10 protein-coding genes and 1 rRNA gene (1 of these 11 only partly in view) are annotated in these 14,346 nt (G+C 69.1%); 2 read left to right on the plus strand and 9 right to left on the minus strand.

All coding sequences use genetic code 11. The features are described 5' to 3' along the window. Positions 1 to 1,204: ribosomal RNA gene (locus BQ9890_RS00010) — 23S ribosomal RNA — on the plus strand (it extends 1,654 nt beyond the left edge of the window). Positions 1,205 to 1,751: 547 nt separating this feature from the next. On the opposite strand, the gene tyrS is transcribed toward BQ9890_RS00010, so the two are convergent. Both tyrS and argH read right to left on the minus strand, forming a co-directional pair. Next, positions 1,752 to 3,014, minus strand: a complete 1,263-nt coding sequence (gene tyrS / locus BQ9890_RS00015; RefSeq protein ID WP_075888400.1) for a tyrosine--tRNA ligase — start codon at positions 3,012 to 3,014, stop codon at positions 1,752 to 1,754. 148 nt (positions 3,015 to 3,162) lie between these two features. Further along, positions 3,163 to 4,599, minus strand: coding sequence for an argininosuccinate lyase (gene argH / locus BQ9890_RS00020; protein WP_075888401.1), 1,437 nt, complete (start codon positions 4,597 to 4,599; stop codon positions 3,163 to 3,165). Positions 4,600 to 4,777: 178 nt separating this feature from the next. Between argH and BQ9890_RS00025 the strand changes: the two genes are divergently transcribed. After that, a complete protein-coding gene (locus BQ9890_RS00025) occupies positions 4,778 to 5,992 on the plus strand; it encodes an arginine deiminase (protein ID WP_075888402.1) in 1,215 nt (404 codons plus the stop codon). Between the two features lie 34 nt (positions 5,993 to 6,026). On the opposite strand, the gene BQ9890_RS00030 is transcribed toward BQ9890_RS00025, so the two are convergent. The 7 genes from BQ9890_RS00030 to argC form a co-directional block, all read right to left on the minus strand. Beyond that, positions 6,027 to 7,544 carry an O-antigen ligase family protein gene (locus BQ9890_RS00030; protein WP_078062109.1) on the minus strand — a complete coding sequence of 506 codons (1,518 nt, stop codon included), beginning with the start codon at positions 7,542 to 7,544 and terminating at the stop codon, positions 6,027 to 6,029. 460 nt (positions 7,545 to 8,004) lie between these two features. Beyond that, positions 8,005 to 9,243, minus strand: coding sequence for an argininosuccinate synthase (locus BQ9890_RS00035; RefSeq protein WP_075888403.1), 1,239 nt, complete (start codon positions 9,241 to 9,243; stop codon positions 8,005 to 8,007). Positions 9,244 to 9,320: 77 nt separating this feature from the next. Beyond that, positions 9,321 to 9,839 carry an arginine repressor gene (gene argR, locus BQ9890_RS00040; protein ID WP_075888404.1) on the minus strand — a complete coding sequence of 173 codons (519 nt, stop codon included), beginning with the start codon at positions 9,837 to 9,839 and terminating at the stop codon, positions 9,321 to 9,323. Beyond that, positions 9,836 to 11,080: an acetylornithine transaminase gene (locus tag BQ9890_RS00045; RefSeq protein WP_075888405.1), complete on the minus strand. Its 1,245-nt coding sequence runs from the start codon at positions 11,078 to 11,080 to the stop codon at positions 9,836 to 9,838. Before BQ9890_RS00045 ends, argR begins: the two co-directional genes overlap by 4 nt. Continuing rightward, a complete protein-coding gene (gene argB, locus BQ9890_RS00050) occupies positions 11,077 to 11,976 on the minus strand; it encodes an acetylglutamate kinase (RefSeq protein WP_075888406.1) in 900 nt (299 codons plus the stop codon). Before argB ends, BQ9890_RS00045 begins: the two co-directional genes overlap by 4 nt. Continuing rightward, the gene (argJ, locus tag BQ9890_RS00055) at positions 11,973 to 13,154 is read right to left on the minus strand and encodes a bifunctional glutamate N-acetyltransferase/amino-acid acetyltransferase ArgJ (RefSeq protein WP_075888407.1); all 1,182 of its coding nucleotides are present in this window, start codon (positions 13,152 to 13,154) and stop codon (positions 11,973 to 11,975) included. Before argJ ends, argB begins: the two co-directional genes overlap by 4 nt. Continuing rightward, positions 13,151 to 14,212 (minus strand): N-acetyl-gamma-glutamyl-phosphate reductase, encoded by a 1,062-nt coding sequence (argC, locus tag BQ9890_RS00060; RefSeq protein ID WP_195907589.1) that lies wholly within the window; start codon positions 14,210 to 14,212, stop codon positions 13,151 to 13,153. Before argC ends, argJ begins: the two co-directional genes overlap by 4 nt. Positions 14,213 to 14,346: the final 134 nt, after the last annotated feature.

Here is a 14,346-nt window from a genome sequence, read left to right on the forward strand (position 1 = left end):
GCGGGTGTGTGGCGGTGGGGGGTCGCAGAGAATAGGGAGAAGCGACTGTTTACTAAAAACACAGGTGCGTGCGAAGTCGCAAGACGATGTATACGCACTGACGCCTGCCCGGTGCTGGAAGGTTAAGAGGAAGGCTCAACCCGCTTCGGTGGGTGAAGGCTTGAATTTAAGCCCCAGTAAACGGCGGTGGTAACTATAACCATCCTAAGGTAGCGAAATTCCTTGTCGGGTAAGTTCCGACCTGCACGAATGGCGTAACGACTTCTCCGCTGTCTCGACCATGAACTCGGCGAAATTGCAGTACGAGTAAAGATGCTCGTTTAGCGCAGCAGGACGGAAAGACCCCGGGACCTTTACTATAGCTTGGTATTGGTGTTCGCTTGTGCTTGTGTAGGATAGGTGGGAGACTGGGAAGTCGCGGCGCCAGCCGTGGTGGAGTCATCGTTGAAATACCACTCTGGTTCAAGTGTGCACCTGAACCTTGGCCCGTGATCCGGGTTGGGGACAGTGCCTGGTGGGTAGTTTAACTGGGGCGGTTGCCTCCTAAAATGTAACGGAGGCGCTCAAAGGTTCCCTCAGCCTGGTTGGCAATCAGGTGGCGAGTGCAAGTGCACAAGGGAGCTTGACTGTGAGACCGACAGGTCGAGCAGGTGCGAAAGCAGGAACTAGTGATCCGGCCATGGCACGTGGGTGCGTGGTCGCTCAACGGATAAAAGGTACCCCGGGGATAACAGGCTGATCTTGCCCAAGAGTCCATATCGACGGCATGGTTTGGCACCTCGATGTCGGCTCGTCGCATCCTGGGGCTGGAGTTGGTCCCAAGGGTTGGGCTGTTCGCCCATTAAAGCGGTACGCGAGCTGGGTTTAGAACGTCGTGAGACAGTTCGGTCCCTATCCGCTGCGCTCGTAGGAAACTTGAAGGAGGGCCGTCCCCAGTACGAGAGGACCGGGATGGACGAACCTCTGGTGTGCCAGTTGTACCGCCAGGTGCATGGCTGGTTGGCTACGTTCGGGAGGGATAACCGCTGAAAGCATCTAAGCGGGAAGCCTGCTCCAAGATGAGGTTTCCGACCCACCCACGCCGCCAGCGTTCGTCCTGAGCCAGGATCAAACTCTCCGAACAAAAACATTCAGAAAAACCCACCCAGCCACAAAAGCAGCCAAGCAAGCAAATCCCAACCAAAAAACCACTCAAAACAAAAAACAGGCATCAAAAACAAACAAACACGCTATCGAGTTCACAAACAACACCCACACAACCCCAACCGCAGGAAACCCACGACCAAGACCGGTGTTCCGGCCGCTTCCCGGGGCTTGCGTCCCGTTCCGGCGGCGAGAGACAACATTAGGTGGGTCGCCCTCCCGTGTCAAACAGGCCGTTCCCCCTCCACTCCGTGGCGCTTCCCGGGAGCCCACGCGCCCCGGAGCCCCTGGTGGGCCCAGAATTCCTTTTGACCTGCGACGATGATCCCTCCGAGGAATGCTGATCCTGCCCTCAGGGGGGCTCTGCCCGCCCTCAGGGAGTGGTTCTCCCGGTACCCGCACTCGGGCATGTCGCGACCCCCGAAGTGTCTGTGGGTTCACACCGGTCCCTCGCCGGCCGGACCCCGCTGGCCCGGACGTGGTCGTGGGGAGGACCGGACATCGGCCCCACCCACAACCACGTGCCACCTCCCCCGTTCCCTACGTGCCTCACCTGCTGGCACGCAGGAACGCGCCGGACGGGGGACGCCGGGTCGGGCCAGCTGGCGTCACTGCGCGCGCACGACAGCCAGGTTCCTACGCCCCTTGCGTACCAGTGCCACTCCCCCTGCCAGGAGGTCCCTGTCGGAGATGGGGGCGTCCTCGTCAATGACCTTGACGTTGTTGAGGTAGGCGCCACCCGAGGCGACCGTGCGACGGGCCGCCGAGCGCCCCTTCTCCAGTCCGGACGCCACCAGCGCGTCGACGATGGTCGACTCACCCACCACGATCTCTCCGCTGGGCAGTTCGGTGGTCGCGGACTCCAGGGCCCGGGCGTCCAGGTCGCCCAGGTCCCCCATCCCCCACAGTGCGGCCGTCGCTGCCAGGACGCGGTCGAGTTCCTCCTTGCCGTGCACCAGTTCGGTGACACGCGCCGCGAGTTCCTTCTGTGCCACGCGCGCCTGTGGCCTCTCGGCGACCTCCTGGGCCAGTTCCTCGATCCGGCGTCGGGGCAGGAAGGTGAAGATCTTCAGGAAGCGCACCACGTCCTCGTCCGCCACCTGCAACCAGAACTGGTGGAAGGCGTAGGGACTCATGAGCTTCGGGTCCAGCCAGATCGCCCCGCCCTCGGACTTGCCGAACTTCGTCCCGTCCGCCTTCGTGATGATGGGACTGGTGAGGACGTGCGTCTCGTGGCCCTCGACCTTGCGGATCAGGTCCATCCCCCCGACCAGGTTCCCCCACTGGTCATTGCCACCCGTCTCCAGGGTGCACCCGTAACGGCGGTGGAGCTCCAGGAAGTCGTTGGCCTGCAGCACCTGGTAGCTGAACTCCGTGTAGGAGATGCCCTCGTCGGAGGAGAGCCGTCGAGCCACGATGTCCTTGGAGAGCATCGTGCCCACACGGAAGTACTTGCCGACCCCGCGCAGGAGGTCGATGGCGGACATCTGCCCGGTCCAGTCCAGGTTGTTGACCATGCGCGCCGCCGCCGGACCGTCGAAGTCGAGGAAGTGGGCGATCTGGTCGTGCAGGTTCTGCGCCCAGCCCTCCACGACCTCCTCGGACTGGAGCTGGCGCTCACCCGACTGTCGGGGATCCCCGATCAGGCCGGTCGCGCCTCCGACGAGGGCGAGAGGCCTGTGCCCGGCGAGCTGGAGATGCCTCATGAGGAGGACCTGGACCAGGTGACCGTGGTGCAACGAGGGACCCGTCGGGTCGAAGCCGCAATAGAACGTGACCGGACCCTCCGCGAGATGCCTGCGAAGTGCGTCGATGTCGGTGTGCTGGGCCAGGAGGCCACGCCACTCAAGCTCATCGAGGATGTCCGTCACGGGGAGTTCCTTCGTCTCGTCGCTGTCGGCCCCGGTCGGGGCCAGCGCCCAGCTTACCGGCGCGCCTCCTCCGACGCCCCGACGTCCCGCGCAGCGCCCGGCCCGGGACCCGGCTGCCGGGAGCGACGGTCCCGGCGAACACGGGGACTCAGGCCCGTGTCCACTCCCTCAGCCCCGCGGCGACCGTCCCTGCCTCCGCCAGCTGCTCGGCGACCCGCACGGGAGCTGTGCCCCCGCGCCCCGAGCGTGCGGCCACGGACCCGGCCGCACTGAGCACCTCACGCACCTCGGGTGACAGCACGGGGGAAGCAGCACGCAGCTCGTCGTCGCTGAGGTCCCACAGCTCCACACCGCGTTCCTCCGCCGTGCGCACGCAGGCACCCGAGATCTCGTGGGCCTCCCGGAAGGGGACGCCCCGGCGCACCAGCCACTCCGCGATGTCGGTCGCCAGGGAGAACCCCTGGGGTGCGAGCTCCGCCATGCGCTCCAGGTGCAGCCTCATGGTGGCCACCATGCCGGCGACGGCGGGAAGGAGCACGTCCAGGGTGTCGACCTGGTCGAAGACGGGCTCCTTGTCCTCCTGGAGGTCACGGTCGTAGGCAAGTGGGATGCCCTTGAGCACCGTCAGCAGTGCGGTGAGGTCGCCGATGAGGCGGCCGGCCTTGCCGCGCCCCAGCTCCGCCACGTCAGGGTTCTTCTTCTGGGGCATGATCGAGGAGCCCGTGGAGTAGGAGTCGTCCAGGGTGACGTAGCCGAACTCCTTCGTGTTCCAGATGACGATCTCCTCGCACAGGCGGGAGACGTCCACACCCGCCATGGCACACACGAAGCTGAACTCCGCGACGACGTCGCGTGAGGCCGTCCCGTCGATGGAGTTGGCCACCGAGTCCTCGAAGCCGAGCTCGCGGGCCACCGCGCGGGGGTCCATGCCGAGCGTGTTGCCGGCCAACGCCCCCGAACCGTAGGGGGAGACCGCGGCGCGCCGGTCCCAGTCCCTCAGACGCTCCACGTCGCGCAGGAGGGGCCAGGCGTGGGCCGCGAGGTGGTGGGCGACGAGGACAGGTTGGGCGTGCTGCATGTGTGTGCGTCCCGGCATCACGGCGTCCCCTGCCGCCGTGGCCTGGGCCAGCACCGAGTCGGCCACGTCGAGGAGGAGGCCACCGAGGTGACGTGCCTCCTCGCGCAGGTACATGCGGATCAGCGTCGCGATCTGGTCGTTGCGTGAGCGCCCCGCCCGGAGCTTGCCCCCCAGGTGTGCTCCCGCCCGTTCGAGGAGCCCGCGCTCGAGGGCGGTGTGGACGTCCTCGTCATCGGGAGAGGGCCTGAACGCCCCGGACGTCACGTCGGCGTCGAGGCGGTCCAGGGCGGCGTGCATGTCCCGCAGTTCCTCGTCGTCGAGGAGACCCGCGGCATGGAGGGCGTTGGCATGGGCGTGGGAGCCCCGGATGTCGACGTGCGCGAGACGCCAGTCGAACTGCGTGGACACCGACAGGGCGGCCAGCGCCTGCGACGGTCCGCCACTGAAGCGTCCCCCCCACAGGCTCAGGTGGGACTCGGGAGATGTGCTCTGCTCGGATTCGGCCATGGTCCGATGATGCCGTCTCCCGGCCGTCCACCGCCAGTTCGGCCGCCTGACGGCCCCCGCCCCCCGCCCGTGGCCCACGTGCGCTCACGGGCGCGGGGCGGGTCGTGGAGGAGATCGACGAGGGCGACCCAGCTGCTGCCCCACCTATACTCGGGCCACCGGAACGAGGAGGCTGGAAATGGTGGATCCCCACGTCGATTCAGAGGTCGGACGGTTGCGGGAGGTCATCGTCCACCGGCCCGGTCGCGAGATCGGGATGCTGACGCCGGCCAACCACGACGAGCTCCTCTTCGACGACCTCGTCGACCCGGGGCGGGCCCGCGCCGAGCACGACGAGTTCGTCACGGTCATGGAGGACCGCGGCGTCGAGGTCCTCCAGCTCGGCGAGCTCCTGGAGACGACGCTGGAGGATCCGGACGCGCGCGGGGCAGTCCTCACCCGCACCCTCAACGAACGCCGCCTGGGCCCGGTGCTGACACCCGCACTGCGCGAGTGGACCTCGACCATGCACGGGGGCCGGCTGGCCGCCCTCTGCATCGAGGGACTCACCGTGGAGGAGTGGAAGCAGGTCTCGCCCGTGCGGTCACTGGTCACCCGCACCCTGGAGGACGAGGACTTCCTCATCAGGCCCCTGCCGAACCACCTCTTCGCCCGCGACGCCTCCGCGTGGATCTTCTCCGGCGTGGCGGTGAACTCGATGAGTCGGCTCGCACGCGAACGCGAGTCGCTGCACTACTCCGCCATCTACCGCTGGCACCCCCGATTCCGTGACTCCGACTTCCAGACGTGGTCGACGGGCACGTCCGGGGCCGTGCGCAGCGCCGAGGGAGGGGACGCCCTCGTCCTCGGGGACGGCGTCGCCGCACTGGGCGTCTCGGAGCGGACCACGGCACAGGGCGTGGAACGGCTGGCCCTCAAGCTCTTCCGGGCGGGGCAGGCCCACACCGTCCTGGCGGTGGTCCTGCCGCACCGACGGACCTTCATGCACCTGGACACCGTGCTCACCCAGGTCGATGCCGACGCCTTCCTGCTCTACCCGCGGCTGGGACCCGTGCGCACGATGACGATCACGCATGACGGTGAGCGCCTGGTGGTGGAGGACTCGGGGTCAGACCTCGTGCGCGCCCTGGAGGGTGTGATGGGGAGGTCGCTGCGGATCATCTCACCGGAGGGGGCCTTCGCCGATGTCGACCGCGAGCAGTGGAACGACGGGTGCAACGCCCTGGCACTGGCCCGCGGGACCGTGGTCGTCTACGACCGCTCCCCCTTGTCCAATGCCGCCATGAGGGACGCCGGGATCGAGGTCATCGAGGTGCACGGCGCGGAGCTGGGACGGGGACGCGGTGGCCCGCGGTGCATGACGTGCCCGGTGCTGCGGGACCCGGTGGCCTGATCGGGACCGTCCCCGCCGAGGGACGGGCAGGGCGTCAGCGCCCCGTGGTGGCGGGCACCTCGAGCGGGGACACCCGTGTCCCCACCGTGCGTGCACGGAATGCGGGCAGGTGCACCTCGGCAGTGTCGGCACGCACCGTCAGCCACGTCCCGAGGGCGACGAAGAGGACCCAGTTGCCCTCCGAGAGCAGTCTCGACTCCGTGAAGGACTGGATGAGCATCGCGGTCATCAGCAGTGCGGGGAGGAGGGACGTGATGTCGGAGTCCAGGTCCCGCAGGGCGGTCCTCAGGACATTGCGGGTGACCCACACGACCGCGACGACGAGGACGACCGCGCCGATCAGACCCGTCTGGAAGAGGGCCTCCACGTACGCATTGTGTGCCTGCATCGTCGGTGTGCCGTCGGGGCGCACGACCAGGTAGCGGAACATCGGCAACCAGGGCGCCCAGTACATGATCCACCCCCACCCTGTGAGTGGGTGCAGGCTCCACAGGCGCAGGACGCGTTCCCAGATCTCGGCACGCCCCGTCATGTCGGAGTCCCGGCCGAGCAGGTCCGAGACCTGCGTGTGCATGGCCAGGGCACTCAGGCAGAGCAGGAGGGCGACCCCGAGGGCGATGTGCAGGGCCGAACGCCGGCGCTCCGGTGGCAGGGACCGCAGCACCAGCGCCACGACCAGCACTGCGAGACAGCCGACCGCCGCGACCGTCACGGTCGCGGACCGGGTCAGGCCCAGGGTGATCACCGACAGCCCCACCCACAGGGTCGTCCGCGCCAGGGACATCCGCCCGTCCAGGTGCGTGACGACCACACAGAGCAGGGCGAGGAGGGCGATGAACGCCAGCGGGTTCCGGTTCCCGACGAAGCCCTGGATGGGGCCGCCCTGGAGCAGGAGCCCGTTGACCCAGTAGTACGAGTCCGGGACGTGCTCCCACCCCAGCATGTACAGGGGAGGGATGCGGTGGCCGATGACCACCGCCACGAAGGCCTCGAGCCCCAGACTGATACCGAGTGTCCACTGGAGGCACCGGGTGAGGGCATCGAGCATGGTCCGCAGGGGGAAGGCAACGGCGAGCATGACGCCGATGGCCGTGCTCAGCACCATGACCAGGGACGCAGCTGCCGTCTCGAGTCGGTAGGCGGACCAGACGAAGCTCAGGCAGCACACCAAGGGGTAGGCGATGACCGGTCCGGGAAGGCGGCGCACCCCGACACGACGACCTGCCGCGACGAACACCATGGCGAAGACGAGGGCGGAGAGGAAGGTGAGGACTGCGAAGGGACCCCACCCGATGAGGTCGCGCAGGCCCTGTCCGGCGAAGGCGACGAAGAAGACCCACGCACCCAGGGGCGGCAGCAACGCCTCGGCCCGGGAACCGAGTCTGGCGGTGAGCGCGTCGCGCGTGCGCTCCCACAGGAGCGTCACGGGGAGGGCCCCCACCTCGACGGTCTCGGAGACCCGTGCGGCGGCGCGGAGGAAGCGGTGGCGCAACGTCGGGACGGGACGCCGCACGCGCGTGGCCTCATAGCCTGCGGACACTGCCTGTGTCATCCTCCACCCCTTCCGGTTGCCGTCTGCCACGGGGCACGGGGTGCGGGCGGAGGGGTGCACGGGGCGCCCCTGAGCCTGGGCGTCACTGCCGTGCCAATTGAAGCGTACCGACCCCGCGCACCAATCCCCATGGGTGGTGCGGCGATCTCCGGCACAGGCCGGCGGGACGCGTGGTCCGCTTTCAACCCGACAACCGGGGGTGACCTGCGTGGACATGGCGGACACCCACCCCCTGGACCACGAACGGCGTTACCGAAATGCGGCTTCGGCGTCACCTGGAGGAGACCCTTGCCGGGATCCCACCAGACCGGTGTGTGACCGCTCATTGACCATCTGTGGACCCGGCCGGCCCGGCGCCGGAGGCGCCGGGCCTCCACCGCCACACCACGGGCGGGACCCCACACATGCGCCGGGGCGGGCCCGCACACGCGGACCCGCCCCCACCACCACGTCGCGCAGGTCAGAGGCTGCCCTCACCCACCTGCAGACCCTTGCCGAAGCGCACGTCACGGGCTGCCGCCAGACGCGCCGAGAGTCCGTAGATCTCGATGAAGCCGCGCGAGTAGGACTGGTCGAAGCTGTCGCCGGTCTCGTACGTGGCCAGGTTGAAGTCGTAGAGAGAGGACTCGGAGCGACGCCCCGTGACGGTCGCGCGGCCCCCGTGCAGGGTCATGCGGATGTCACCGGTGACGTACTCCTGGGTGTCCTCGATGAACGCGTCCAGCGCCTTCTTCAACGGGGAGAACCACTGGGCGTCGTAGACCAACTCGCCCCAGCGCTCGTCGACGCGCTTCTTGTAGCGTGCCAGTTCCCGCTCGACGGTGACGTTCTCGAGCTCCTTGTGGGCGGCGATCAGGGCGATCGCGCCGGGGGCCTCGTAGATCTCACGGGACTTGATGCCGACCAGACGGTCCTCGACCACGTCGATGCGGCCGATGCCCTGGGCGCCCGCCCTGCGGTTCATCTCCTGGATGGCCTCCAGCGGAGTGACGGGGCGTCCGTCGATCGCCGTGGGGATGCCCTTCTCGAAGTGGATGACGACCTCATCGGGCAGCGGGGGGTAGGTCGGGTCGTCGGTGTAGTTGTAGACGTCCTTGGTCGGGGCGTTCCAGATGTCCTCGAGGAAGCCCGTCTCGATGGCGCGCCCCCAGACGTTCTGGTCGATGGAGAACGGGTTGTTCCTCGTCGTCTCGATGGGCAGGTGGTGCTTGTTCGCGTAGTCGATGGCCACGTCACGGGTGAGCGCGAGGTCGCGCACGGGCGCGATCGTCTTCAGGTCGGGCGCCATCGAGGTGATGGACACCTCGAAGCGGACCTGGTCATTGCCCTTGCCCGTGCATCCGTGGGCCACCGTGGTCGCCCCGAACTGGCGCGCCGCACGCACCAGGTGCTTGGAGATGACGGGTCGGGAGATGGCCGAGACCAGCGGGTAGGAGTCCTGGTAGAGCGCATTCGCCTTGAGGGCGGGCATGCAGTACTCCGTGGCGAACTCGTCACGGGCGTCCGCCACGTAGGCCTCCACGGCCCCGCAGTCGAGGGCCCGCTGGCGCACGACCTGCATGTCCTCCCCGCCCTGACCCACGTCGACGGCGACGGCGACGACCTCCATCCCCGTCTGCTCCCCGATCCAGCCGATCGCGACGGACGTGTCGAGTCCGCCCGAGTATGCCAGGACCACGCGGTCCTTGCCCTGTGCCATGGTGTCTCCTTCTGTGTCCCTCCGCTGTGGAGGATCGTCGTTGTGGTGGTGGTCCGTGTGTGGGGCGCTGCCCGCCCTCAGGTGGGGCCGGGCGGTGTCGACCCGGGGTCGGCGAGTTCCAGCAGGGCTGCCTGGACCCTGTCCGCGTCCGCGGGCGTGCGGCAGATGACCAGGACGGTGTCGTCGCCGGCGATGGTCCCGGCAATTCCGTCCATGCGCACCGCATCGATGGCGGAACCCAGCAGGTTCGCCGCCCCCACCGGCGTGCGCAGGACCAGGAGATTGCCGGCCAGGTCGGTGGCCACCAGGAGGTCCTGGCACCAGCGCACCAGACGCGCCTGGGAGGCCTCCGCCTCATGGGTGTGGCTCCCGTCCGCATCGGGGACGGAGTAGACCTGCACGCCGGCTGCATTGCGGACCTTGGTCGCGCGCATCTCCAGGAGGTCGCGGGAGAGCGTCGCCTGGGTGGTGTCGACGCCCATGGCCGCCAGCTCGCGACGCAGCTGTTCCTGGGAGGTGATGGCCTGGGAGGCCAGCACCTCGATGATGGCCCCGCGCCGGGCGGTCTTCGTGGCGGGGATCGTCGTGTGGGTCATGACGGATCCGCCTCCTCCCCGCGCGCCGTGCGGACGAGGGCGGGCAGCGCGTCGGTGAACGTCGCGGCCTCTGCCGCACTCAGCACCAGGGGTGGCGCCAGCCGGAGGGTCGTCGGGGAGGTCGCATTGAGCACGAATCCCGCCCCGCGTCCGGCGGACACGATGTCCGGGGCGATTGCGTCCTCGAACTCCAGGCCGATGAGCAGGCCCCGTCCTCGCACCTCGCGCAACCCCGGGACGCCCAGGGCCTTGAGGTCGTCACGCCACGACGCCCCGAGGAGGGCGGCGTGGGTGAGGAGGGCGTCGGACTCGACCGTGTCGAGCACGGCGTTGGCTGCTGCCGCGCACACCGGGTTGCCGCCGAAGGTCGTCCCGTGCATGCCCGGCCCCAGGACGGAACCAGCGCCGGCCAGCCCGATGCAGGCCGCGATCGGCATCCCCCCACCGAGTCCCTTGGCCAGCGTGACGAGGTCGGGGACGATGCCACTGCGGTGGTGGGCCATCCACTCCCCCGTGCGTACCAACCCCGACTGGACCTCGTCGGCCACCAGGAGCGCCCCGACGCTGCGGGTGAGCTCCCGTGCGGCGTGCAGGTAGTCGTCGTCGAGGTCGAGGACGCCGGCCTCGCCCTGGACGGGCTCGACGAACATCCCGGCGACGCCCTCGTCCATCGCGGCCTCCAGGGCGGGGATGTCGTTGGCCGGGAGGAACTCGACCCCGGGGACCAGCGGCTCGAAGGGCTCGCGGTACTTCGCCTTCCAGGTCAGTGCCAGGGCCCCGGTGCTGCGCCCGTGGAAGGCGTGTTCGAGGGCGAGGACGCGTGGACGCGGCGTGTCCTGGGCGTTGGCGTGGGCACGCACGATCTTGAGGGCGCACTCATTGGCCTCGGTCCCCGAGTTCGCCAGGAACACCCGCGAGCCCTCCGGCGCCCCTCCCGGCTCCACGATGCGCAGGAGGTGCTCCGCGAGCGTCACCTGGGGCGGCGTGGCGAAGAAGTTCGAGACGTGGCCCAGCGTCGCGATCTGCTCGGAGACCGCCCGGACGACCGCCGGGTGCGCCTGCCCGAGGATGTTGACCGCGATCCCACCCAGGAGGTCCAGGTACTCGCGCCCGTCGGCGTCGACCACGTGGGATCCCCGGCCGGAGACCAGGACCAGCTGCGGAGTGCCGAAGGTGTCCATCACGGCGCCCTCGTAGCGCGCGTCCCACGCCACGCTCGCCCCGCCCGTCGTCCTGCTCATTCGAAGACCTCCGAGTGTCCGGCAGTGATCATGGTCCCCACGCCGTCATCCGTGAAGATCTCCAGCAGCATGGAGTGGGGCCGACGCCCGTCGATGACGTGGACCATCGGGACGCCACCGTCGAGGGCCGACAGGGCGGCCTGCATCTTCGGGACCATGCCGGAGTGCATCGTGGGGAGCATCTCGCGCAGTTCCGTGTCCGAGAGGCGCGAGATCAGGGAGGAACGGTCCGGCCAGTTGGCGTACAGGCCCTCGACGTCTGTGAGAATGATGAGCTTCTCGGCCCCGATCGCTGCGGCCAGCGCGCCCGCGGCGAAGTCGGCATTCACGTTGAGGACGCCACCGGGGTCGTCCACGTCCGGCGCCACGGAGGAGACCACGGGGATCCTGCCCGCCTCCACCATGGAGAGCAGGGGCGTGGCATTGACGTGGGTGACCTCCCCGACCAGTCCGATGTCGACGGGCTCGCCGTCCACCCACGCCGGGGTCCGGCGCGCACGGAACAGGTTGGCGTCCTCACCTGCCAGGCCGACGGCCTTGTAGTCGTGTTCGTTGAGCAGGGAGACCAGCTCACGCTGGACCTTGCCCACGAGCACCATGCGGACGACCTCCATGACCTCGGGAGTCGTCACCCGCAGCCCGTGCTCGAAGGGCGCGTCCAGTCCCAGCCGCGCCAGCATGGCGTTGATCTGGGGGCCACCCCCGTGCACGACGACGGGTCGCACGCCCCACTGGTGGAGGAAGAGGACGTCCTCGGCGAAGGCGCGCTTGAGCTGGTCGTCGACCATGGCGTTGCCGCCGTACTTGATGACCACCATCTGACCGGAGTAGCGACGCAACCAGGGCATCGTCTCCAGCAGGATCTGCGCCTTCTCCTGGACGGGCACGTCATTCATGAGGAGTAGGCGCTGTTCTCGTGGACGTAGTCGTGGGTGAGGTCATTGGTCCACAGCACCACGGTGGTGTCACCCGCGTGCAGATCGATGACCACGTGGACCTCACGTGGGGTCATGTCGACGGAATCGCGTGGATCCCCCACTCCCCCGGCGCGGCACACCGTGACCCCGTTGATGGTGACGTCGAGAAGGCCGGGATCGAAGGGGGCCACGGACTCCGGCACGGTGCCGACCTCGGAGACCACGCGGCCCCAGTTCGGGTCGTTGCCGAAGACTGCGGACTTGAACAGGTTCGACCGGGAGACCGCACGGGCGACGGCCTCCCCGGCCGCCTCGTCGGAGGCACCCACGACACTGATCTCGATGTCGTGGCTGGCACCCTCCGCGTCGGCGATCAGCTGGCGGGCCAGGTCGGCGCAGGCGGAGCGCAGTGCCTCGGTGAAGTCCTCCGCGTCGGGGCGGATCCCCGAGACTCCCGAGGCCAGGAGGATGACGGAGTCGTTGGTGGACATGCACCCGTCGGAGTCGGTGCGGTTGAAGGTGGTGCGCACGGCCTCGCGCAGGGCGACGTCCGCGGAGGCGTCCTCGAGCACCGCGTCGGTGGTGAGCACGCACAGCATGGTGGCCAGACCCGGTGCCAGCATGCCGGCACCCTTCGCCATGCCAGCGATGCACCAGCCCTCGCGGGTGACGGTGACCGTCTTGGCCACGGTGTCGGTGGTGCGGATGGCGTCGGCAGCGGCAGCTCCCGCATCGTGACCGTCGGCGAGGGCCTGCGCGGCCTCCCGGACCCCTCCGAGCAGCGCGTCCATGGGGAGGCGCTCACCGATGAGACCCGTGGAGCACACCCCGACCTGCTCGCCCAGCAGGTCGAGCGCCGCACCCGTGGTGTCCGCGGTGAGGACGGCGTCCTCCATCCCTCCGGGTCCCGTGCAGGCATTGGCGCCACCGGAGTTGAGCACGACGGCACGCAGGGTCGCTGTGGCGAGGTGGGCACGTGTGAGCGTGACGGGTGCGGCGACGACGCGGTTGGACGTGAACACCCCGGCCGAGGCGGGCCGGGGGCCGTCATTGACGACGAGGGCGAGGTCGCGACCACCGTGGACCTTGAGGCCGGCGCTCACGCCGGCCGCCCTGAACCCTGCCGGGGCGGTGACCCCGGTTCCTGCTGTGCTCACGGTGCAACTCCGATCATGGGGACTGCGGTGCACTCGGGCAGGCCGAGTGCGAGGTTGGCGCTCTGCACCGCGGCTGCCGCAGTGCCCTTGCCGAGGTTGTCGATGGCGCACAGTGCGACCAGGGTCCCGGCGCGGTCGTCGACGGTGGCACGCACCAGCGCGCGCCCCGTCCCTGTGACGGGAGCAGTGGTGGGCCAGGCACCGGGCCCCGTGACGTCGACGAGGGACTCGCCCTCGTACACGCCGTAGGCGGCGTCCACCGCCTCCTGGTCCACGCCCTCCGTGAGCGGAGCGACGACAGTGGCCAGGATGCCCCGCGAGGTGGGGACGAGCACCGGGATGAAGGTCAGCCCGACCTCGCCGGCGCCGGCGACCTGCAGGTTCTGGACGACCTCGGGGATGTGACGGTGCGAGCCGCCCACCGCGTAGGGGGCGATGTTGCCCAGGGCCTGGGAGGCGAGCAGGTGGGGCTTGGCCGCGCGTCCGGCACCGGAGTAGCCCACGGCCAGCGTGGCGCAGATGTGGGTGGTGTCGACCAGGCCGGCTGCGACAGCGGGCTGGAGCGCGAGAGTCACGGCGGTGACATTGCACCCCGGGACGGCGATGCGCCCGGTCGCGGCGAGTTCCGCACGCTGTGCGCGGGCGGCCCCCTCCCCGGCGTGCAGCAGTTCCGGCATGCCGTAGGTCCAGGGAGGCGTGAAGGCGCCGCCGTAGTAGTCCTCCCAGTCCTGCTCGCGGACGAGTCGGTGGTCGGCCGCGCAGTCGGCGATGACGGCGCCGTCCCCGGCGGCGGCCAACGCGTCCCCGACCTCGGCGGAGTGCCCGTGCGGGAGTGCGAGGACGACCAGGTCGTGCCCCGCCAGTGCCTCCGGCGTGGTCCCGGTGACGACGAGCTCCGCGAGGGAGGGGATCTGCGGCTGGACGTCACCCAGGCGGGAACCGGCCGACGCCGCCGCCGTCACCGTCGTCACCTCGATGTCGGGGTGGGCCGCGAGGAGGCGCAGGACCTCCCCGCCCGCGTAGCCCGAGGCCCCGGCGACGGCCGCTGTCAGTGTCATGCGCATAATCATACAGCGGCATGCATACTCAATCGGACGTGTCCCCGATGTGGACACCCACCCCGCCGAAGTCCGCTCAGTTTGCCCCTCGAAGTCCGCTCAGCTTTTTCCTCGAGGTCCGCTCAGTTCGACCG

Origin of the sequence: Actinomyces provencensis (genome assembly GCF_900155435.1) — a bacterium.
GTDB lineage: Bacteria > Actinomycetota > Actinomycetes > Actinomycetales > Actinomycetaceae > Pauljensenia > Pauljensenia provencensis.

What these genes read in the sequence shown, in the direction of transcription:
- argH (WP_075888401.1), bottom strand. Translation starts at nt 4,599, where the DNA reads ATGGCCGAATCCGAGCAGAGCACATCTCCCGAGTCCCACCTGAGCCTG.
- BQ9890_RS00025 (WP_075888402.1), top strand. Translation starts at nt 4,778, where the DNA reads ATGGTGGATCCCCACGTCGATTCAGAGGTCGGACGGTTGCGGGAGGTC.
- BQ9890_RS00030 (WP_078062109.1), bottom strand. Translation starts at nt 7,544, where the DNA reads ATGACACAGGCAGTGTCCGCAGGCTATGAGGCCACGCGCGTGCGGCGT.
- BQ9890_RS00035 (WP_075888403.1), bottom strand. Translation starts at nt 9,243, where the DNA reads ATGGCACAGGGCAAGGACCGCGTGGTCCTGGCATACTCGGGCGGACTC.
- argR (WP_075888404.1), bottom strand. Translation starts at nt 9,839, where the DNA reads ATGACCCACACGACGATCCCCGCCACGAAGACCGCCCGGCGCGGGGCC.
- BQ9890_RS00045 (WP_075888405.1), bottom strand. Translation starts at nt 11,080, where the DNA reads ATGAGCAGGACGACGGGCGGGGCGAGCGTGGCGTGGGACGCGCGCTAC.
- argB (WP_075888406.1), bottom strand. Translation starts at nt 11,976, where the DNA reads ATGAATGACGTGCCCGTCCAGGAGAAGGCGCAGATCCTGCTGGAGACG.
- argC (WP_195907589.1), bottom strand. Translation starts at nt 14,212, where the DNA reads ATGACACTGACAGCGGCCGTCGCCGGGGCCTCGGGCTACGCGGGCGGG.